Source organism: Bacillus sp. 22-7 (assembly GCF_010628845.1).
GTDB lineage: Bacteria > Bacillota > Bacilli > Bacillales > Cytobacillaceae > Cytobacillus > Cytobacillus firmus_B.
The window spans coordinates 118,742-138,781 of the sequence record NZ_NJQY01000007.1 but is presented as its reverse complement, the minus strand read 5'-3'; the positions used below and the strand labels follow the sequence as shown (position 1 = coordinate 138,781).

Genomic DNA, 20,040 nt, shown 5'->3' with positions numbered 1-20,040 from the left:
CCTCCCAAAAGCTGTCGCATTTGGTCGTGCGATGCTCATGATGACGAAGCCTTCCTTGTCCTGTGGGCCTCAACTAACAATCAGCAGGGAGAAAAGCACTCCCCACTGATTGAAGTTTCACTTTATACTGCTACTTCATCAGATTTAACCAGCTTCGAATGAATGGAGTCTTCACTATTTCCGGATGCCTTTACAATCTCATCCAATTCTTCTCTGGCAGCTTCCAGCGTTTCAAAACGTTCAAAAAATTTAACACCTATATGATTTACATACTCTTTTCCTTCATATTCTTCAAACAATTGGATTTTCATATTCTCATCCAAAACTTCTGCAATTGTGTACTTTGCCTTCAGTTTATCAAAAAAATAGAAATGATACGTCTCAACCGGCTTTAAGCCCTCGTTATCGAGAATAGTCTGGAAAGTATCTTTATTTGTTAATACAATATATTTACCCAATTAAAACACTCCTTTTATTCTTAGTTATTTTCGAAGAATTAATTAATATGTAATTAGGCAGCATACCTCCTTTTCTTTCTTTGGAACATTGTATACCATAGACTTTAAATGTATTTTATACTATAGTTTTGAATTTATCAATTATAAATTCTAAATTTTTTAATAATTCGGTTAAAAGTTTTATTTGATTATGCTAAACAGAGTATGAATGTCAGAACCTATGGCCGATTAAGGACGAGAATAAGCGGGCTAAGTCAAAGAAGTTAGTTAATCCTCCTTAATAACGCCGATAATAAGCGAGCGCAACCTAAAATGGGAGTTATTCCTTCCTATATCATCTACAAACCTTCATACTGTATAAAAAAACAGCAAGTGTTCCATCTCCAGGATCATTTCCAGCAAAAAAATAAAAAACCAGTTTGCCAATCTTACAGAAAGGTTGTATACTTTGAAAAAAGTATCTAAATTTTTAGAATAAACTGAAAGGGGTAATGATATGCCAAAGGTGAAACTTCATGTGGATGGAGAGATTGTGGAGAAGGAGGTAAAGGATAATGCCAATTTGGTTGTTCTGGCAGGGATCCGCCAATTTCCGGAATTAAAGTATGGCTGTGGCATGGGAAGATGCACAAAATGCACTTGTATTGTTTTAGACGGGGGAGATGATCTCGCGCCGCCAAATTGGAAGGAAGAAAAAATGCTTGGCGATAAAGTGAAAGAAGGATACCGGTTAACTTGTCAGATGACTATCCAAAGTGATATTGAAATATCCCAGGAAAACATCTCTGTAAAACCTCCTAAGAAAATAACTGCAGCTATTTCAAAATAGTTTTTTATTTTTATTATTTAGTGGTATACAAAATACCGAAGAATAAGCGGGGTAATAAGAAAATGAATTGTTATGAGCTTACCAAGATGACATGGAAGGAAGTCGAGAAATCCTTAGAAAATGCAGAGTTTGCTATAATTCCGGTCGGAGCACATGAGCAGCATGGGCCTCATATGGCGGAAAGCTGTGATGCAGTGCTCGCGGAAAGAATGGCATTTAAACTGGGGCAAAGAATGTTTCCTTATGCTATTGTGACACCAACAGTTAATATGGGTGTTTCCGAGCATCACATTCATTTTCCCGGAACCATCACCCTTCAGCCGTCTACTTTGATTGCTGTTCTGAAAGATATGGTCTCTTCACTGAAACAGCATGGCATCAAGAAGTTTCTGTTTTTGAATTCCCATGGCGGAAACCAATCTACACTGAATCTCGCAGCAATGACTATCACGAAGGAATTAGAAGTAGAAGTCTACTATGCAAAGACTACTGCCTCTGCCAGGGAATCTATCGGAAAATATGTTAAATCCCCTCTATTTGGACACAGCTGCGAAAGGGAGGTATCTGAAGCTCTGTATCTGGCTCCGGAACTGGTCAGAAAGGACCTTTTAGAAAAAGGAGAAATCAAGCAAGGTGGCAGATGGGAAAAGCTCCGTCCGGGGAAGGCTGTCCAGGGATTTTATTTTTACGAAGAAATGACTGGAAACGGCTGTATAGGTGATGCCCGGCAAGGGAGCAGGGAAATCGGAGAGCAAATTGTAAAGGAAGCTTTGGATCATCTTACTGAGGAGCTTTCTGAACTGCTTGATTTGAAACAAGAACTTCCTTATTAATTCTAACAAACTAGCACCGAGAAAAAATAATCTTTAAAAAATTCTAAAAATTGTGTTTACAATTAAAAAAGAATAGGTTATGATTTCATTAAGGTATACCAAAGACCAAAAACAAGATTAAATAGGGCTGAAAATTAGCAACCTATTATTTTTTTAAAAAAAGTTTTGGTATACAAAATATCAAATGCCAATAGGCTATATAAATTTCGAGGAGGAGTTTACACATGCCAGAATTATTATCTAAAGATGAATTTCGCAAAGAACTAGAGGAAGCCATTAAAGGAAACCACAGTCAGAAAGCTCCATTCACTGTAGCTTGGGCTGAAGGAAAACTGGAAAGAAAGCATTTTGCGAGATGGGCTGAAAATCATTACCACTATGTAGGGCCTTTTGCTGACTACTTAGCGTACATCTATCACAACACTCCAACCGATCCGAAATTCGAAGCAGCAAAAGATTTCACTCTTCAAAATATGTATGAAGAAGAAATTGCGGCCGACCGTCATACAGACTTGCTGATTCGTTTTGCAGAGGCATGCGGAACAACTCGCGAACGCGTAATTAATCCAGAAAACATGGCACCGACTACACTAGGTCTTCAAAGCTGGTGCTATGCAGTTGCTGCCCGTGAAAACTTCGTTGTAGCTACAGCAGCTCTTGTTGTCGGCTTAGAGTCACAAGTACCGGACATTTATCGAAAGCAGACTCCTGCTCTTCGTGCCCAATACGGATTTACAGATGAAGAAATCGAATTCTTCGATCTTCATATCGTATCCGATGAAATCCATGGAGAACGCGGCTATAAGATTGTTTTAGATCATGCTGACACTCCTGAATTGCAGCAGCGCTGTCTGGAAGTCGTTCGCACAGGTGCGAAGATGCGCCGCATGTACATGGATGGCCTATGGAGAGAATATCTTGAACAGGATCTTGGCTCTTTAGTAGAAGCAAAATAATATCTATTATCCAGGCCGTCACACTAAATCTTGTCATCCGAGGTCTATGTGGCGGCCCTTTCTATAACCAGAGAATTTGGCACAGTAAAGGGAGAAATAAACAGAGAGTAAGGTGATTTCATTTGATTACAACAAAAGTAGAAACCTTCCATAATTATATTAATGGTGAATGGCAGGAATCCGGGAGCCAAAAGAAGTTTTATAGTGTTAACCCGGCAAATACTGAAGATGTCGTCGGCGTTTTTCAGGCATCCAATGAAACAGATGTCAAGCTGGCGATTGAATCCGCGAAAGAAGCATTCCCGGGCTGGGCAAAGGCAGCGCCATCCAAGCGTGCAGCCATTTTAAACAAAGCAGCAGCATACCTTGAAGAAAATGCCGCCCAATTTGCAGAAGAACTGACAAGAGAAGAAGGGAAGCATGTCAGTGATGCAAAAAATGAAGTGCTCCGTTCCGCACAGACGCTTCGTTATTATGCGGTTGAGGGACAAAGCTTCACTGGTGAAACCTTCCCTAATGATGATCCCAATATGAGAGTTTCAACGGAAAGAGAACCGCTCGGCGTTGTAAGTGTCATAACGCCATGGAACTTTCCAATCTCCATTGCGGCGAGAAAAATTGCTCCAGCATTAATTACTGGAAACACAGTCGTGTTTAAACCTTCATCAGATACCCCTTTGATTGCTGTCCGGCTTGTAGAAGCACTGCATAAGGCAGGTATACCAAAAGGGGTCTTAAATTTTGTTACAGGAAGGGCTTCCGATGTAGGTGATTTATTAGTCACCCACCCTGCCGTCAAGGCTGTTACATTCACTGGTTCAACAGCTGCCGGTGAGGACATCCACAGCAAGAGCTCTTTCACCACGCGTACCCAAATGGAGCTTGGCGGTAAAAACCCGCTTTTAGTTATGGAAGATGCTGACCTTGATCTGGCGGCAACATTAACAGTAAATGGCGGGTTTTCTTTAACAGGCCAAGCCTGCACTGGAACAAGCAGAGTAATTGTAATGAAGGAAGTAAAGGAAGCATTTGTAAACAAATTGATTGAAAAAACGAGTGCCCTTAAAATTGGCAGCGGCTTTGAAGAAGGAGTTAAAATTGGTCCGCTGGCAAATGAAAAGCAGCTGAAAAACGTTCTGAAGTATATTGAGTTTGGAAAAGAAGACGGTGCAGACCTTGTATATGGCGGTGAACAGCTGACTGAAGCACAATATGAAAAAGGATATTTTGTTCAGCCGGCCATTTTTACGAATGTTAAACCGAATCACCGTATTGCCAGGGAAGAGATTTTTGGACCGGTTATTGCCGTGATCGAGGCAGATACATATGAAGAAGCCATTGCGGTTGCAAATGACGTTGACTACGGATTATCTGCTTCCATCGTGACAAATAACTTAAAAATAGCCAGCCAGTTTACTAAAGACATCCAGGCAGGCACGGTAAAAGTGAACCGGACTACAACAGGCAACTTAATCAATGCTCCGTTTGGCGGATTAAAGCAATCAAGCACGGCTACTTTCCGGGAATCAGGAAGGGTTGGCCTGGAGTTTTTCACTCAAGTAAAAACCGTTTATATCGGCTATTAAAACTAAAGGAGAATGAAAGATGAAAACAGCTTTAAAGCTTGAACTGGAAGAAGCAAAATTGATGATTGAAGCAGCAAAGGAAAAGTCTGCTGAAATCAATGTGTTTGAGACAATTGCGATTGTCGATGACGGCGGAAGTGTCATTGCCCTGGAACGCATGAATGGAGCAAGAATCACTGGCCCGGAAATTGCGATTGCTAAGGCATACACTGCCGCCGGCCACAAACGCTCCACCCACCTATTCAATAAAGAACCGAACGGGCCTGCCCTGCCTGGCAATGAGGCATTTGGCATTCAGCATATGCTTAATGGCAAATTTGCTGTGTTTGTCGGAGGGTTCCCAATTGTGGTAAATGGTGAGGTTGTTGGAGGAATCGGCATCAGCGGAGGAAACGGCGAGCAGGATACCGCTGTTGGGACTGCTGCACTAAAAGCCCTTCAAACTTACCTGGAAAAAGACGGCTATGAAGTCGTAACCGAAGCAGATATTAAAAAATAATAGAAAGGGACCTCATTCGTTTTTAATAGTAGCGGAATGAGGTCCTTCTTCAGTCAGAAGCACCTAAAAAAGGGGAGGATCGCATGAAGCCTTATCTTGAATTGGCGGTTGGATTTGCACGTACCGGTGTGACAGGGTATGGAGGAGGTCCCTCGACAATACCACTGATCGAATTTGAAGCAGTCAAGAAATATAAGTGGATGACGGAGGAGGAATTCGGAGAGACTCTGGCTCTAGCCAATACTTTGCCCGGACCGATTGCAACGAAGATGGCTGCCTATATCGGCTATAAAGTCAAAGGCAGTTTGGGTGCTACTGTAGCCATCCTTACGCATATACTGCCTTCCATTATTGCCATGCTAGCCTTGCTTGGCGTTTTATACTCTTTCCGCCAGTCCCCAATTGTCAGTGGAATGGTGCAGGGAGTGACACCAGTCATCGGTTTTATGCTGGCAGAGATGGCCTATCGTTTTTACCAGAAAGGCAGCCTGGGGTTAGGATTGCCAAAAAACCTCATATTGGCCGCAGTGTCATTAATTTTCGTTCAATTTTTGGAATGGCATCCCGGTATTTTAATTGCAATTGTCTTAAGTACTGCTTTTTATATTGCCCACAGGAAAGAACAGGCGAATAAAAAGGCAGCTGAAGAGTACATGCCAGTAAGGGAGAAAAGTTCATGATCTATTGGGATATTTTTTGGGCATTTTTTATAGCGAATTTATTGGGTTACGGAGGGGGACCCGCAACAATTCCCCTCATACAGATTGAAGTAGTCAATAACAATGGCTGGATGACACTCTCTGAATTTGGGGATGTTCTTGCCATAGCCAATGCGCTGCCGGGTCCCATAGCAACCAAAATGGCCGGATTTATCGGTTATGAACTAGGCGGAGTATTGGGTGCGGCGGTGGCTTTAGCCGCAACCATCCTGCCATCCGCTTTGGCAGTGATTGTGCTGTTTAAGTTTGTGAATTTATTTAAAGATTCTCCTAAAGTGAAATTAATGACCAAATCCGTACAGCCGGTCATAGCGGTCCTTCTGGCTGTCATGGCCTATCAGTTCTTTATGTCAGCCTTCGAAAAAAGTGGAATGCTGCACCTTATACTTCTTGCAGCCGTCAGCTATTTAACATTAATCAAATTCAAGGTTCATCCTTCTCTTGTTATATTCGGAGCTTTATTTTATGGAGGGATCTTTTTATCTTAAACAGGCGGTGAAACAATGGAAAAAATATGGGGGGAAAATAACTTAATATCTATACGCGAACATGCGTATTTGTATCTGAAAAAACTTATTTTAGAAGGAGAATACCAGGCAGGGGACAGACTGGTAGAAAGAGAACTTGCAGCCAAACTAAACATCAGCCGTACACCGATTAGGGAGGCGTTGTTCAGGCTGGAATCCCAGGGCTTCGTGAAAACAGTTCCCAGAAAAGGGGTGGTTATCTCCAATATCTCAGAGGATGAAGTATTGGAGGTATTTACGATTCTCGCTTCACTGGAAGTGCTGGCAGTAAAACTGGCAGCACAAAGAATGGATACAGGTACACAACAAGAACTCGATCTCAAGATTAAGGAACTAATAGAGCTAAGTGAACAGGATGAAGAAAACTTCAATTCCAAACATATCCAGATGAACAGGCTGATTAATAAGGCATCCAAAAGCCCAAAGCTATATGAAATCCTATCAGGTTTGATCGATTTCATTCACATGGCTGCCAATATGGGATATGAAACACCTGGGAGAAGAAAGGACTCATTAAAAGAACATATCGATATTATGAAAGCACTTCGCGATAAAGATGCCGAAATAGCGGAATACCTGATGAGAATTCATATTGAAAATTCAAAGAAGGCCTATATGGCATACATGAGCCGTATTAAAAAAAGAGGCACTATTAAAAATTAAGCAGCCGACTAGTACATTATTCAAAAGAGGACCATTCAGACAGAGAGAGAAGAAAAATAGGGGAATGGGTCCGGGGTATCTTCGGAAAGAGATAGGAGAATTAGGAGAATAGAGTCTGAAGATGGAGCATCTTCGGATAGAGATAGGTGAAATAGGAGGAATAGTATCCGAATGGGCGGCTTCTTTGAAAGAGATTGAGACATGACTAACCTTCGGAATGCAGAAACAATATCCTATTTAAATATTTAAAAGTTTAGTATTGTCTGAATATTATTTATATGGTATATTGTATACCAAGGACGAAGAGCCAATCCAAATAAATTAAAATTAAGGAGGAATTCATTCATGCCAAACATCCATTTTGTCAACAGCAACAAAACTCTGGAAGTGCCTGAGGATTCTAATATATTAAGAATGTCGCTCCGCTATGATGGTGATCTTCCAAATCGCTGCGGCGGCGGAATTTGCGGCACATGTGTTTTTAAAACGGAAGAAGGGTCCGAATATCTGGACAATGTGAAAATCCAGGAAAGAAGAAAGCTTGGAGAAGAGTGGCTGGAAAAAGGCTACCGTTTAGGATGCCAGACTTTTGTAACAAAAGGGGATGTTACCATTTCTTGGGATGATAAAGTAACAGATCAGGTTAAAAAGAGAAAGCCGGATAAATTAAAGCAAGCCGTCTCTACAGGAAAATGAGATTCCGAAGACTGCATTCTGTAATGAAGGAACTTAGCTTCTGCACGTTACAGAATGCAAAAAAATTTCCAATAATTATAGAAGAAGGTGAAATTATGTGGGTTTGCAGCACTCATTTAAAAGAAGCCATGCAATTATTAAAAACACCTCATATTCGAAAAGCTCCTTATGAAATTAAATGCTCACTTTGTGAAAATCAAGCTTTCGCCAAAGTGTATTATACTCACCGCTCATTTAAATTCACTAAACAACTTTATTCTTCATTAAAACAAAGTGTTTCCCAGGAGGCATAGCGATGGAAGGGGTAAAAAAGGGAATTGAAGAAAGACTGGAAGAGCTGAAAATACAGCTCCCTGAATTGACTGATATCCGAATGCCTTTTGAACCGGGCGTTATCTCAGGAAAAATTGTCTATTTATCCGGGCAAACACCCAGAGTCAATGGTCTTCAAAAGTATACCGGAATTGTCGGGGCAGGCATTTCGATCGAAGAAGCAAAGGATGCGGCACGAATTTGTACGCTGAATTTGCTGGCAGCCCTTAAAGGAATAATTGGAGATTTAAATAAAGTGAAAAGAATCATCAAAATGGATGGATATGTTGCCTCAACAAGTGACTTTAAATATCATCCGATCGTCATAAATGCAGCATCAGAACTGCTGCATGATATTTTCGGCAAAGAAAATGGACACTCACGTAAAGCAGTGGGATTGGCTTCACTGCCAGGCGGGGCTCCTGTAGAAATTGAAATGATTGTTGAAATAGAATAAATTCCGAACAAGGGCTGCTCAATTTAGAGCAGTTTTTTTGTGACTTAAAAAACTAATTTCATAGATTCACTGTCATGGTAAAATGATTGAGGATATTGAAGATAAGAAGGAGGGTACTATGAAAAGAGCATTACTGCTAATCGTAACCATTATTCTTTCTGCAGTTTTTCTTATTGCATGCAGTTCAGCTGAAGAGAATAAGGACGATAAAAAGGAGTATGATCAAAAGAAATCAGCTGAAAATGTGGAAGGGGCTGAGGAAGAAGATTCAGAGCAAACTGTAAAAAATTTCCTCCTGTTCCCAAGTCTTTCAAAGAATCTGCTGAATATGACATGACAGGAGAATTTGCAGGAAAAGAGTTTTCAGAAGAAGCAAAAAATAAGCATAATGAGCTTCCTGAAATTATTAAGGATTCGTCTGAGGAAGAAATAGAGGCAATGGAACAGGAGATATTTGCGCTGTTTAAAGAAAATCTTAGTTTGCCTAATGTGCCAATTGATCAATGGGAAGCAATGAAGTTTGCAGATCCAAATGCCGGGGTGGAAGATCTGCAGGTTTAAACAAAATTATAATGTGGCTATATTGCTCGATTCCAGCGGCAGCATGGGTGCCTCGAGAACGGGCGGACAAGAATGGATTTAGCCAAAGAGGCAATTCAGCAATTTGTTGAGAGTTTGCCGCAAAAAGCTAATGTCTCACTCAGTGTTTATGGACATGTGGGCACAGGTCAGGAAAAAGATAAAGAAAAGTCCTGCAGAAAGGTTGAAGAAGTTTATCCGCTTTCAGCTTATGACCCTGCTGCATTCACAAACTCATTAAATCAGTTTAAAAGGATTCTCTTTACTTTTACCGAATTAAAGTATAACAGAATCAAAGGGAGGATTTTATGCAAACATTAGAAAAACTAAAGCGCAGATTTTGGTATCTTACTCCTGTTTCAGAAACAGACCGTCCCATTTTAGGGGCTGTGGTCGGGGATCGAATGACTTTGATGATTGATGCAGGAAATTCGGAAGCTCATGCTCAACTATTTTTAAGCGAGCTGGAGAAACATCAAATACTTTCACCAAGGATGGTGGTGTTGACTCATTGGCACTGGGATCATATTTTCGGTTTGTCTCGACTGAACATCCCATCTATTGCTTCCCGACTGACCAAAGCTGAAATGGAAAAACTAATCCCATATTTATGGACAGATGAAGCATTAGATGAACGTGTGGAAAACGGAGTCGAAATAGAATTTTGCGCGAGCGCCATAAAGAAAGAATATGGTAATGACCGGAGTATTAAAATTAAACTTCCAGATATCACTTTCGAGAATAAGCTTGAAATTGATCTCGGCGGTGTGACTTGCCAACTGCAGCAAGTCGGTGGGGACCATTCTCCAGATTCCGTAGTGGTATATATAAAAGAAGAAAAAATATTATTTTTGGGTGATGCGATTTACGCGAATCTTTACGCAAGTAAATGGAATTACATGGAAGACCCCATGCTTCAGTTATTAGATGCAATAGATCAATTTGATGCAGATGCATATATTTTATCCCACGGCACTGCAATCTCAAAGGCAGAATACCAGGAGGAAGCGGCCATGCTCAGGAAAGCAGCCCACCTAAGCGAAAAATACGAAGGACAGATTGAAGAAATGAAGAATGCCTATCAATCCTATGTCAATCGTGAACTGAATGAGAATGAGTTAGAAACGATACAGTTCTTTGCAAATGGCTATGAACTGAAAGGACCTTCCAGGAGGCTGCCATGAACAATTTTTCTGTTAATCTATCAACCGTTTTTACAGAAGTCCCTTTTTTGGACCGATTCAAAAAAGCCCGCGAAGCTGGTTTTGATCTTGTAGAATGCCAATTTCCATATTCTAATACAATAGAAGAAATCAGAAATGAGCTTGAGGACAATGATTTATCATTGGTTTTAATAAACCTGCCTCCAGGTCATTGGGAAGAAGGGGACAGGGGCCTTGCTGCAGACCCCAATCGCAGAGAAGAATTCAGAGAATCAGTTGAAATCGGGATCCGTTATGCGAAAGGACTTGGGGTAAATCAGATTCATTGCATGGCGGGGGTACACCCGAGTAATAATCAGAATATTTTTATTGAAAATCTCTCTTTTGCGGGCACTGCTATGTCTGAACACGGAATTAACTTATTAATTGAACCAATCAATCCAATCGACATGCCTGGCTATTTCTTAAACGATATCCAGCAGGCTGAAGAGATAATCAATAGTGTCGGTTTGCCGAATGTGAAGCTTCAATTCGACTTTTACCATATTGAAAGAATACATGGCCAGGCTCTTTCTTTTTTTCAAAAGTATGCTGAGCTGGTTTCACATGTACAGATTGCAGACTCTCCGGGCAGACATGAGCCGGGGACGGGGGAAATGAACTATAAAGAGATCCTCCTATATTTGCAGAAACACTATAAAGGCAGTATTGGTCTTGAATATAATCCGCAAGGCAGAAGCGCTGAGAGCTTTGCTAGGCTGAAGGAGGTGACCTCATGAAGATCGGATTTATAGGAACAGGCGTGATGGGCTCCAGAATGGCCCAGCGGCTATTAGGCCATGGTTTTCAAGTGGCAGTACATAACCGGACATTCCAAAAAGTGCAGCCGCTTATTAAAAATGGAGCGATTTATGAAGAGACAGTAAGTGAGCTTTCCAATCAATGTGAAATTATATGCACGTGTCTTTCGATGCCTCAGGATGTTATGACCGTTTATATGAGTAAAGAAGGAATCATTGACAATGCCAAGCCCGGAACGATATGCGTTGACTTTACTTCAGTAGGGGCCGATACGAGTAAAATCATCAATGGGATGGCAGGTGCAAAAGAAATCAGTTATCTTGACTGTCCTGTCAGCGGCGGACCTGAAGGGGCCGAAAGCGGCACTTTAACGATCATGGCTGGCGGCGGGGAAATGGCCTTTCAGAAAGTTAAGCCGGTACTTAATGTGCTGGGTGACACTATAGAATATATGGGACCTTCAGGGTCTGGCAGCATTGCCAAGCTGATTAATCAGTACCTTGTTGCTGTCCACTCGCTGGCTGCCTCAGAGGCAATGGTAACCGGAGCTGCATATGGACTGGATTCTGAACAGCTATTAAAAGTCCTGAAAACAAGCTATGGCGACAGCAAGATCCTACGCAGGCATATGGAACAATACGTATTACCCCGCCATTTCACACCAGGCGGGGCAGTCAAGTATGTATATAAAGACGTCCTGCTTGCCAACCAGCTTTTGCAGGAAGCCGGCCTTACTCAATTTACCGGGCGGATGGCAGAAAAAGCATTCCAAACAGCAGCAGAGAAAGAACTAAGCGAGCAGGATATGTCGGCAGTGATAAAGATTCTCGAGGAAGAGACGGGCACTGTTGTGAAGCAGAAAGATTAATGAGCGGGTGCAGAAATGCGTCCGCTTTTTTTTTATCATTTTCCTGCAAATTCACGTAAGGAGTTTTTTTATTAAAATATCATTATTTTCTGCTATAATAGTAATCTGAAAAAATAATAGAGAAACCGGGAGTGCAGCAATGAAGCGCAGAAAAAGCAAAAAGCGTACAAAACGCAGTTCAAATATAGCCTTACTGTTATTTTTTATGGTTTTGATTTTCGTCTTATTTGACCAATTCAAGCAGATTAATATAAAAGAAACTGCAGTTTCTTTGATGCCAAATTTGGTATCTAAAAACGTCCAGAATTACACGCCTTTACTTGAAAAGGAATTGAAAGAGGTCAATCTCGAAGAATACACACTTGTTCTGGCCGCAATCATGCAGCAGGAAAGCAAAGGGAAGGGCGGGGACCCGATGCAGGCTTCTGAATCAGCAGGATTGCCCCCAAATTCAATTCAGGATCCCGAACAGAGCATTAAACAGGGAGTAAAACACTTTCAGAAAGCATTAAATTATGGCTGTCAAAAAAATGTAGACTTCCCTGCCGTTATCCAGGCTTATAATATGGGAATCGGATATATTGACTTTGTCGCTGAACAGGGGGGGAAACACAGTGAAGAAATTGCTAAGCAATTCTCTCTCAAGCAGGCTGAAAAGAATCCGGAGGTTTATGATTGCGGAGGCGATAAGAATAATTTCCGCTATCCATACTGTTATGGCGATTTCACATACACCACTAAGGTAACAAAGAATATCGAGATTCTCACAGCAAGCGGCACAGGAAAAAAAGGTGAATATAAATCAGTTTGGTAAAACCAAACATAATAATATTATTGTAAACTAAAAGCGCACCTTATAGTGCGGCTTGTTTTTTAAGAATATGCGTTTTTCCATATACATCCACAAACTCTAGAATGTGACCTTTCAAATCAAATGCAAAAACCTCATACACAAATTCTGATTTGAGAATAGCTTTGCCTTCTGCAAATGTAAAAGGTTTTATTTGATATTTATATAGTGCCCCATATTTCTTTGGCATGGTCACAAACAATTTATTGTTTTCCCAATGGACTGATGAATATAATTCATTGGATTTGTATTCACCTATAAGATTTCTCCATGGAATAGGCTCTCTTACAGGTGAAAACCTTTCCGGCATGCGAACTTCCTTATTTAAGATGGTTTTGGATATATCCTCACAGATTTTGTCCGCTGGAGTGATATTAACATTACTCAACACGATAATGGTAAGATCCTCTTTAAAGTTCATCAACAGTTCATTTGTAAAGCCATTAATGTCCCCAGAGTGTCTGGCTGTCTCCGAATTGCCGCTAATAAACCAGCCATAGCCATATCCCCAATGGTTGGCTGTGAACATTTTTGAGGTCATGTTTTTGTTTAGCAGTACACCATTCCGCAATGCTTCTGTCCACTTGTATAAATCCTCAGCAGTGCTGTACATCCCATATGCTCCCTGTGGAATGCTCATATCTACAAATTCTGCGTTAATTACCTCTTCCCAGACCGAATGACCGCTGGCCAAGTCCTTCACAATCTTGCGGCCATGATCAATGCCTGTATTTTTTAGTTGAAGTGGTTTAAAAATATTCTCCAGGAGGAATTGTTCATAGGGTAAACCTGAAACGTTTTCAATTAAAGCAGTCAGGAGCAGATATCCTGCATTGCTGTATTGCATGTCTGTACCGGGCTTAAATTGCAGCGGTCTGCTTTTAATCCAATTGACGGATTGTTCCAGACTGGAAGGAAGGCGCATATATTTCTCCCAGTATTCAGAAGAGAAAGTGAAATCAGCCACACCCGAAGAATGGCATAATAAATGGTGGATGGTCACACCGTTTTCAGAATGGAAATTGTTAATATAGTCATTAATTTTATCCGAAAGATTCAGTCTTCTTTGCTGGTGGAGCAACAGGACAGCCGCGGCGGTAAATGACTTTGTTAAAGAAGCGATTCGGAACATGGTGTCTGACGTGTTTTCAATGGTATATTGATAGCTTGATAGTCCATATCCTTTATTCAGAATGACTTCTCCTTTATGTGCTGCAAGTACAGATCCATTAAAATAATTGCCCTCGGCAAGGATGTTCATATACTCATTAATTTGCTGTTTCTTGTCCATGAAAATATTCCGCCTTTATGTATAATTGTTTACCATTCTTCATATATATTGGCTGTTGTCTGATTTTTCTCCTTCCCTGGAAAATTATAGATTCATAAGTTTTTATATAAAAAGTGAAACCAAATTGTATTTCATTCGTCTATATAGACGTGCAGCATTTATAAATGTCTTAAAATCAGCTTAGACTGTGAATAGGGTTCTCACCCTGTTTTTATCGGCAGTTAAAGAGCGGTTTATCTGGACATGCTTGACATTTTATTAAATGCGAGTATAGTTATATTCTTGTGCAGTGCTTTTTGCCTGTTCATAGATTATTAATATGTTTCAGGTAAACTAATAATTAGGCTGATTGCCAACATTAAATTTTTAAATTACTAGCGAAGTATGTTACAATAATGTGCTAGAAGGCAGGTGTATGATTTTGAATACTTTACTTCATAAAAGTCAGGATATATTGAATAAATATATAGGCTTTTTCTTTTTAGCAGTATTTCTGCTCTGGATGAAAACGTATATTACTCAAATGACACAATTTAATTTAGGCATTGAAAGTGCCTTGCAGCAGTTCCTTTTATTCATTAACCCGCTTGGGTCTGCATTGCTGTTTTTAGGGATTGCATTCTTTTTTAAAGGCAGAAGAAAATATATCGCTTTGATGGTTATGTACTTCTTCCTGTCGTTCCTGCTGTTTGCAAATGCAGTGTACTACCGTTTCTTTAATGACTTTATTACACTGCCGACATTGACGCAGACACAAAATTTCGGTGATGTCAGCGGAAGCATCAGCTCACTATTAAAGCCAACTGATATCTTTTTCTTCCTTGATTTCATCGTGCTTGCCGGCTTGCTTATTTTTAAAGCCGTTAAAATTGAAACAAAGGATTTGACGCGCCGCAGATCAGCAGCCCTAATCTATGCGTCGCTTGCCATTTCCTTTGCAAATCTGGGCCTGGCTGAAACAGACCGCCCTGAGCTTTTGACAAGAGGTTTTGACCGTAACTATATTGTTAAATATCTGGGCATGTACAATTATACAATCTATGATGCAGTGCAAAGCACGAAGGCATCCGCACAAAGAGTTATGGCGGATAGCAGTGATACAACTGAAGTCATTAACTTTACAAAATCGAATTATGCTGAGCCGAATCCGAAATATTTTGGAAAAGCCGAGGGCATGAATGTGATCTACCTTCACCTTGAGTCCATTCAGACATTTTTAATGAACTATGAATTGCATGGTGAAGAAGTAACACCATTCCTGAATTCGCTGATAGAAGAGGAAAATACAACGTATTTTGATAACTTCTTCCATCAGACTGCACAAGGGAAAACAGCTGATGCTGAGTTTATCCTTGAGAACTCCCTATATGGGCTCCCTCAGGGTTCTGCCTTTACAACAAAAGGCATGAATACGTACAATGCAGCGCCGGCAATTCTGAAGGATAAAGGATATACTTCTGCGGTCTTCCACGGCAACTCCGGAAGTTTCTGGAACCGTAACGAAATTTATAAATCATTTGGATATGATAACTTTTTTGATGCAGATTATTATGATTTAAAACCTGAAAACATGGCTGACTACGGTCTAATGGATAAGCCGTTCTTTGAACAATCCATGCCGTACCTGGAATCGCTGAAGCAGCCGTTCTATTCTAAATTCATTACAGTGTCCCATCACTATCCGTATCATATGGATCAGGAGATGGCGACAATTGAGCCCCATACTACAGGGGACAAATCAGTTGATAATTACTTCCAGACAGCCCGTTATGCTGACGAAGCGCTTAAACAGTTCTTTGAACAGCTGAAGGCTTCCGGCCTGTATGAAAACTCAGTAATTGTCATGTATGGTGACCATTATGGAATTTCCAAAAATCATAATAAAGCAATGGAAAAAGTGCTTGGCAAGGAAATTACACCGTTCGATAGTGCCGGTCTGCAGCGTGTTCCTCTATTCATCCGTGTACCTGGCATGGAAGGCGGAGTAAATCATGAATTTGGCGGTCAGATCGACCTGATGCCAACATTGATGCACTTGCTTGGGATTGATACTAAACAGTATCTCCAATTCGGTACAGACTTATTATCAGAAAATCATGATGACCTTGTGCCGTTCCGTAACGGAGACTTCATGAGCCCAACCATTTCATCTGTTGACGGAAAGTACTATGACTCAACAACGGGTGAACTGCTGGATGAAAGCCGTTTTGAAGAAGCGAAAAAACTCCAGGAAAGTGCTGAGCAGAAATTGGCACTATCTGATAAAGTGGTAAACGGAGATCTTCTCCGCTTCTACCAACCGGAAAACTTCGAACCGGTTGATCGTTCAAAATACGATTACAAAGCAGAAAACAATGGGGTAATCAAAAAGAACGATGAAACCGAAGAAACGTCTGAAGCTGAACCAGCTGATAAATAAATTAAAATTGCCTGCGGGAGATCCTGCAGGCAGTTTTTTTACGCATTTCTTTTAATTCAAAAAACAAAACTTATGGACAAAATTAAAATATACTTTAATTAAAGTGCATAACCACTGTTTTAATGTAATGCATATTTTATAATGATACATATAGATGTACATACCGAGGGGGAGTAAAAATGAAAAAGCTTGCCGGCAAAAAAGTTGCACTTTTAGGTTCACGGAAAATAGAAGATATCAGTAAATTGGTGGAGAATCAGGGAGGGGTTGCTGTCAGCAGGCCCGCTCAGGGAACATCACTGCTGAAAGATGAAAAACTCCAGGACCATGTAGAAATGCTGACTGAGTGCAGCTTCGATTGGATTATTTTTACGACTGGAATCGGTGTTGAAACCATTTATCAAACTGCTCTTGAGATGAATAAGAGTGATGCCCTGATCAGCAGCCTGCAAAAAGCAAATATTGCTGCAAGGGGATACAAAACCGCCAATATGCTGAAAAAACTTAATATCATACCTGCAGTTCGGGATGATGACGGCAGCATGGCAGGATTACTTCGAGAGCTCTCAGCATATTCCCTAAAAGGCATGAAAGTAGCTCTGCAGCTTCACGGCGACCCCGCACCACTCCTAAAACAATGGCTCGAAGATAACCAGGCCGACTATGAAGAAATTCTTCCATATGCCCATATTCCTCCGGAGGGAAAAGTGATGAGTCTGCTGCTTTCAGAGATCCTTGACGGAAAGCTCGATTCCGTATTTTTCACAAGCACTCCACAAGTGAGGAATTTATTCAGCTTCGCCCGCCAAAAGAATACAGAAGAACAATTGAAAACCTGTTTTTCGGAAAAAACTGTTGCGTTATCTGTTGGAAAAGTAACTGCTCAAGCTTTATATGAAGAAGGGATTATTAGAGTCATTTTCCCCGAAGTTGAAAGGATAGGCAGTGCGGTAATTGAATTAGCCCGTTTCTATACGGAAGAAGATTTTTAGGAATAAAGTTTGTATTCATAAATGTGCAGCATTGCAAAATTTATCATGGAGCCTTTATAGGCTCTTTTTTAATGACTAGATGTATATACAAATTTAAAAAAATTATTAAAAAATATTGAAAAGGCTTACACTTCATGATAATATTACAGCGTAAACGTTTTCGTTACAAAAATAATTCAGTAACTTAAAGCAGGTGGGATATGTCCTATACCATCAAAGATGTTGCCAAAAAGGCAAATGTCTCTATAGCAACAGTCTCCAGGATTTTAAATGGCCAGGGAGGTTATTCGGAAAAAACAAAATTCAAGGTTCTTAAAGTGATTGAAGAACTGGGCTATCAGCCAAATGCAGTGGCAAGGGGATTAATTAATAAGAGAACCCATACGATTGGGGTGCTTTTCCCAAAGCTATCGAGCTCATTGGTTACCGATCTTCTGGATGGCATTGAAAAGGCTGCAAATGATAACGGTTCCAGTGTGATTGTCTGTCATACTGAATCAAATGGCGAAAAAACGATGAAGTATCTTCAGCTGCTTATTGAAAAAAGGGTAGACGGAATCATTTTCGCAAGTGAAATTTTAAAGGATGAATATTATCAATTTGTAACCAAAACCAGCATGCCGATGATTCTGCTTTCGACAGAGTCCTATGCGTACCCGGTGCCTTTTGTAAAAGTTAACGATTTTCATGCAGCATATGCAGCAGCTAAGCATTTAATCGACAAGGGACATACCAGAATTGGGATGATAAGCGGGAACAAGGATGATATCATCGCTGGGATTCCCAGGATTGAAGGATTTAAGAAAGCTTTGACCGATCATAACATACCGCTGGGGTCTGAAAATATTGTATTCAGCAGGGGATTTACATTTCCTGATGGTGTTGAGGGTTTGAAAAATCTTATCAAACAGTTTCCGGATGCAACGGCAATATTTGCAGCAAGTGATGAAATGGCTATAGGTGCCTTATCAGCAGCTTATCAGATGGGAATAAGGGTCCCAGACGAAGTGTCTGTTATAGGATATGATAACTTGAATCTTGCTGAAATGTCCATTCCGCCGCTGACAACAGTAGAACAGCCTCTCGCAAAAATGGGTGAAACGGCTGCAGAAATGCTTTTTTCCATTTTAGAAACAGGCGAAACTCCGGAAAGCCGGATTATGCCTCATAAAATCATTGAAAGAATGAGTGTGAAAGAGAGCAAGTCATAACTCTCTTTTTCTCAGGTTAATTACGTAAACGTTTACGTGATTTAACTATAAAACAAATAGGGGGATCTATCATGTTTAAAAAAATGACTGCAGGTGTAATGGCATTAACTTTAGGAGCATCTTTACTGGCTGGATGTTCATCTGATGGTGCTGAAGACGGAAAAGTAACGCTTGAGTTGTTCTCTAATAAATCAGAAAGCATCGAAACGTACAAAGGATTGATTAAAGAATTTGAAGCGAAAAACCCAGACATTAAAATCAAATTGGATGCACCGCCGGAAGCAGAAACAGTTTTGAAAACACGTTTGACCAAAAACGATCTGCCTGACATCATGTCTATCGCTGGTAATGCTACATACGGCGAGCTTGGCCGTGCAGGCGTTCTTGAAGATTTTTCAGGGACAGATTTAGCTAAAACAGTTCAGCCATCCTATATCGACATGATCAATCGTCTGGTTGGACCTGAAGAGGAAGGCACTTTCGGTCTTCCGTATGCTACAAATGCAAATGCCGTAATTTACAACAAAGCGAAATTTGAAGAACATGGCCTTGAAGTCCCAACTACCTGGGATGAATTCATTGCCAGCCTTGACAAGGTTAAAGCTGCCGGTGACATACCAATCTACTTCACATTAAAAGATGCCTGGACAGGCATGATTGCATGGAACTCACTTGGCGCTAATGTAGCGGGTGAAGACTTTGCTGAAAAGAAAAACGCAGGGGAAACATCATTCACCAATAAATATGATGAAGTTGCAGACAAGATGGCTACATTAGTTCAGTATGGCCACAAGGACAATATGGGTGTCGCTTACGGGGATGGAAACAATGCATTTGCGGCTGGCAAATCTGTTTTCTACCTGCAGGGCAACTGGGCAATCCCCGAAATTCTTAAAGCAAATCCTGACATGGAACTTGGAGTATTTCCAATGCCTGTAACAAACGATCCTGCACAAAACAAGCTTGTTTCTGGTGTAGATGTTCTTTTAGCAGTCAGCAAAGATACTGAGCATAAAGAAGAAGCGATGAAATTTGCTGAATTCATGATGAATAAAGATACAGCTCAAAAGTATATTGACGAGCAGAAAGCTTTCTCAGCCATTGAAGGAGTGTATCAGGAAGATCCGGTGTTTGAGGGAATCAAAGCTAACTTTGAAAATGGCACTATCACAAGCTTCCCTGATCACTATTACCCTGCAGGCATGGGAGCCGAAAACCTTGTTCAGGAATTCCTGATCAAGAAAGATAAAGAAAAATTCCTGAAGAAAATGGACAGCGAGTGGGAAAAAGTTCAAAACCGATAAAGGCATCGGGCCAGGGAATCTCATGAT

The 20,040-nt window shown here is 40.7% G+C and carries 23 protein-coding genes; 21 read left to right on the top strand and 2 right to left on the bottom strand.

The features are described 5' to 3' along the window. Positions 1-122: 122 nt before the first annotated feature. The gene (locus CE058_RS06675) at positions 123-458 is read right to left on the bottom strand and encodes a hypothetical protein (RefSeq protein WP_163141420.1); all 336 of its coding nucleotides are present in this window, start codon (positions 456-458) and stop codon (positions 123-125) included. A gap of 496 nt (positions 459-954) precedes the next feature. On the opposite strand from CE058_RS06675, the gene CE058_RS06670 reads away from it, so the two are divergent. From CE058_RS06670 to CE058_RS06590, 17 genes are all read left to right on the top strand, one after another. Continuing rightward, positions 955-1,287: a 2Fe-2S iron-sulfur cluster-binding protein gene (locus tag CE058_RS06670; RefSeq protein WP_163141417.1), complete on the top strand. Its 333-nt coding sequence runs from the start codon at positions 955-957 to the stop codon at positions 1,285-1,287. 62 nt (positions 1,288-1,349) lie between these two features. Beyond that, complete coding sequence (locus tag CE058_RS06665; RefSeq protein ID WP_163141414.1) at positions 1,350-2,120, top strand: creatininase family protein; 771 nt, start codon at positions 1,350-1,352, stop codon at positions 2,118-2,120. 224 nt (positions 2,121-2,344) lie between these two features. Continuing rightward, complete coding sequence (locus tag CE058_RS06660; protein WP_019382771.1) at positions 2,345-3,076, top strand: iron-containing redox enzyme family protein; 732 nt, start codon at positions 2,345-2,347, stop codon at positions 3,074-3,076. Between the two features lie 122 nt (positions 3,077-3,198). Further along, positions 3,199-4,662: an aldehyde dehydrogenase family protein gene (locus CE058_RS06655; RefSeq protein WP_163141411.1), complete on the top strand. Its 1,464-nt coding sequence runs from the start codon at positions 3,199-3,201 to the stop codon at positions 4,660-4,662. A 19-nt stretch (positions 4,663-4,681) separates the two neighbouring features. Then, positions 4,682-5,161, top strand: coding sequence for a GlcG/HbpS family heme-binding protein (locus CE058_RS06650; protein WP_163141408.1), 480 nt, complete (start codon positions 4,682-4,684; stop codon positions 5,159-5,161). 83 nt (positions 5,162-5,244) lie between these two features. Next, positions 5,245-5,841 carry a chromate transporter gene (locus CE058_RS06645; RefSeq protein WP_163141405.1) on the top strand — a complete coding sequence of 199 codons (597 nt, stop codon included), beginning with the start codon at positions 5,245-5,247 and terminating at the stop codon, positions 5,839-5,841. Continuing rightward, positions 5,838-6,368 carry a chromate transporter gene (locus CE058_RS06640; protein WP_061791679.1) on the top strand — a complete coding sequence of 177 codons (531 nt, stop codon included), beginning with the start codon at positions 5,838-5,840 and terminating at the stop codon, positions 6,366-6,368. Before CE058_RS06645 ends, CE058_RS06640 begins: the two co-directional genes overlap by 4 nt. A 15-nt stretch (positions 6,369-6,383) precedes the next feature. Further along, the gene (locus tag CE058_RS06635) at positions 6,384-7,070 is read left to right on the top strand and encodes a GntR family transcriptional regulator (protein WP_163141402.1); all 687 of its coding nucleotides are present in this window, start codon (positions 6,384-6,386) and stop codon (positions 7,068-7,070) included. A 345-nt stretch (positions 7,071-7,415) separates the two neighbouring features. Next, positions 7,416-7,766: a 2Fe-2S iron-sulfur cluster-binding protein gene (locus CE058_RS06630; RefSeq protein WP_048008842.1), complete on the top strand. Its 351-nt coding sequence runs from the start codon at positions 7,416-7,418 to the stop codon at positions 7,764-7,766. 295 nt (positions 7,767-8,061) lie between these two features. After that, positions 8,062-8,535, top strand: coding sequence for a RidA family protein (locus CE058_RS06625; protein WP_163141399.1), 474 nt, complete (start codon positions 8,062-8,064; stop codon positions 8,533-8,535). A gap of 118 nt (positions 8,536-8,653) precedes the next feature. After that, on the top strand, positions 8,654-8,872 hold the full coding sequence (locus tag CE058_RS06620) for a hypothetical protein (protein ID WP_163141395.1): 219 nt from the start codon (positions 8,654-8,656) through the stop codon (positions 8,870-8,872). Continuing rightward, positions 8,869-9,096: a hypothetical protein gene (locus tag CE058_RS06615; protein WP_163141393.1), complete on the top strand. Its 228-nt coding sequence runs from the start codon at positions 8,869-8,871 to the stop codon at positions 9,094-9,096. The genes CE058_RS06620 and CE058_RS06615 overlap by 4 nt, the downstream gene beginning before the upstream one ends. 72 nt (positions 9,097-9,168) lie before the next feature. Next, positions 9,169-9,435, top strand: a complete 267-nt coding sequence (locus tag CE058_RS06610; protein ID WP_163141389.1) for a vWA domain-containing protein — start codon at positions 9,169-9,171, stop codon at positions 9,433-9,435. Further along, the gene (locus CE058_RS06605) at positions 9,423-10,298 is read left to right on the top strand and encodes an MBL fold metallo-hydrolase (RefSeq protein WP_163141386.1); all 876 of its coding nucleotides are present in this window, start codon (positions 9,423-9,425) and stop codon (positions 10,296-10,298) included. The genes CE058_RS06610 and CE058_RS06605 overlap by 13 nt, the downstream gene beginning before the upstream one ends. Further along, entirely contained in the window at positions 10,295-11,056 is a 762-nt protein-coding gene (locus CE058_RS06600; RefSeq protein ID WP_163141383.1) for a hydroxypyruvate isomerase family protein, read from the top strand. The genes CE058_RS06605 and CE058_RS06600 overlap by 4 nt, the downstream gene beginning before the upstream one ends. After that, positions 11,053-11,946 (top strand): NAD(P)-dependent oxidoreductase, encoded by an 894-nt coding sequence (locus tag CE058_RS06595; protein WP_163141380.1) that lies wholly within the window; start codon positions 11,053-11,055, stop codon positions 11,944-11,946. The genes CE058_RS06600 and CE058_RS06595 overlap by 4 nt, the downstream gene beginning before the upstream one ends. A 139-nt stretch (positions 11,947-12,085) precedes the next feature. After that, positions 12,086-12,760 carry a lysozyme family protein gene (locus CE058_RS06590; protein ID WP_163141377.1) on the top strand — a complete coding sequence of 225 codons (675 nt, stop codon included), beginning with the start codon at positions 12,086-12,088 and terminating at the stop codon, positions 12,758-12,760. Between the two features lie 40 nt (positions 12,761-12,800). Here the strand turns inward: CE058_RS06590 and CE058_RS06585 are convergent, their stop codons facing one another. Then, positions 12,801-14,087, bottom strand: a complete 1,287-nt coding sequence (locus tag CE058_RS06585; protein ID WP_163141374.1) for a serine hydrolase domain-containing protein — start codon at positions 14,085-14,087, stop codon at positions 12,801-12,803. 415 nt (positions 14,088-14,502) lie between these two features. Here CE058_RS06585 and ltaS point away from each other — a divergent pair, with 415 nt between their 5' ends. The 4 genes from ltaS (at position 14,503) to CE058_RS06565 (ending at position 20,013) form a co-directional block, all read left to right on the top strand. Then, the gene (gene ltaS / locus CE058_RS06580; protein WP_163141371.1) at positions 14,503-16,506 is read left to right on the top strand and encodes a lipoteichoic acid synthase; all 2,004 of its coding nucleotides are present in this window, start codon (positions 14,503-14,505) and stop codon (positions 16,504-16,506) included. A 179-nt stretch (positions 16,507-16,685) separates the two neighbouring features. Then, positions 16,686-17,498 carry a uroporphyrinogen-III synthase gene (locus CE058_RS06575; RefSeq protein ID WP_163141369.1) on the top strand — a complete coding sequence of 271 codons (813 nt, stop codon included), beginning with the start codon at positions 16,686-16,688 and terminating at the stop codon, positions 17,496-17,498. A 200-nt stretch (positions 17,499-17,698) separates the two neighbouring features. Beyond that, positions 17,699-18,709: a LacI family DNA-binding transcriptional regulator gene (locus CE058_RS06570; RefSeq protein ID WP_163141366.1), complete on the top strand. Its 1,011-nt coding sequence runs from the start codon at positions 17,699-17,701 to the stop codon at positions 18,707-18,709. Positions 18,710-18,780: 71 nt separating this feature from the next. Continuing rightward, positions 18,781-20,013: an ABC transporter substrate-binding protein gene (locus CE058_RS06565; protein ID WP_163141363.1), complete on the top strand. Its 1,233-nt coding sequence runs from the start codon at positions 18,781-18,783 to the stop codon at positions 20,011-20,013. Positions 20,014-20,040: the final 27 nt, after the last annotated feature.

Coding starts and splice junctions, on each gene's coding strand:
- CE058_RS06570 (WP_163141366.1), top strand. CDS start 17,699: ATGTCCTATACCATCAAAGATGTTGCCAAAAAGGCAAATGTCTCTATA.
- CE058_RS06615 (WP_163141393.1), top strand. CDS start 8,869: ATGACAGGAGAATTTGCAGGAAAAGAGTTTTCAGAAGAAGCAAAAAAT.
- CE058_RS06640 (WP_061791679.1), top strand. CDS start 5,838: ATGATCTATTGGGATATTTTTTGGGCATTTTTTATAGCGAATTTATTG.
- CE058_RS06630 (WP_048008842.1), top strand. CDS start 7,416: ATGCCAAACATCCATTTTGTCAACAGCAACAAAACTCTGGAAGTGCCT.
- CE058_RS06600 (WP_163141383.1), top strand. CDS start 10,295: ATGAACAATTTTTCTGTTAATCTATCAACCGTTTTTACAGAAGTCCCT.
- CE058_RS06635 (WP_163141402.1), top strand. CDS start 6,384: ATGGAAAAAATATGGGGGGAAAATAACTTAATATCTATACGCGAACAT.
- CE058_RS06610 (WP_163141389.1), top strand. CDS start 9,169: ATGGATTTAGCCAAAGAGGCAATTCAGCAATTTGTTGAGAGTTTGCCG.
- CE058_RS06645 (WP_163141405.1), top strand. CDS start 5,245: ATGAAGCCTTATCTTGAATTGGCGGTTGGATTTGCACGTACCGGTGTG.
- CE058_RS06590 (WP_163141377.1), top strand. CDS start 12,086: ATGAAGCGCAGAAAAAGCAAAAAGCGTACAAAACGCAGTTCAAATATA.
- CE058_RS06620 (WP_163141395.1), top strand. CDS start 8,654: ATGAAAAGAGCATTACTGCTAATCGTAACCATTATTCTTTCTGCAGTT.
- CE058_RS06670 (WP_163141417.1), top strand. CDS start 955: ATGCCAAAGGTGAAACTTCATGTGGATGGAGAGATTGTGGAGAAGGAG.
- CE058_RS06665 (WP_163141414.1), top strand. CDS start 1,350: ATGAATTGTTATGAGCTTACCAAGATGACATGGAAGGAAGTCGAGAAA.
- CE058_RS06650 (WP_163141408.1), top strand. CDS start 4,682: ATGAAAACAGCTTTAAAGCTTGAACTGGAAGAAGCAAAATTGATGATT.
- CE058_RS06585 (WP_163141374.1), bottom strand. CDS start 14,087: ATGGACAAGAAACAGCAAATTAATGAGTATATGAACATCCTTGCCGAG.
- CE058_RS06595 (WP_163141380.1), top strand. CDS start 11,053: ATGAAGATCGGATTTATAGGAACAGGCGTGATGGGCTCCAGAATGGCC.
- CE058_RS06575 (WP_163141369.1), top strand. CDS start 16,686: ATGAAAAAGCTTGCCGGCAAAAAAGTTGCACTTTTAGGTTCACGGAAA.
- CE058_RS06605 (WP_163141386.1), top strand. CDS start 9,423: ATGCAAACATTAGAAAAACTAAAGCGCAGATTTTGGTATCTTACTCCT.
- CE058_RS06565 (WP_163141363.1), top strand. CDS start 18,781: ATGTTTAAAAAAATGACTGCAGGTGTAATGGCATTAACTTTAGGAGCA.
- CE058_RS06660 (WP_019382771.1), top strand. CDS start 2,345: ATGCCAGAATTATTATCTAAAGATGAATTTCGCAAAGAACTAGAGGAA.
- CE058_RS06625 (WP_163141399.1), top strand. CDS start 8,062: ATGGAAGGGGTAAAAAAGGGAATTGAAGAAAGACTGGAAGAGCTGAAA.
- ltaS (WP_163141371.1), top strand. CDS start 14,503: ATGATTTTGAATACTTTACTTCATAAAAGTCAGGATATATTGAATAAA.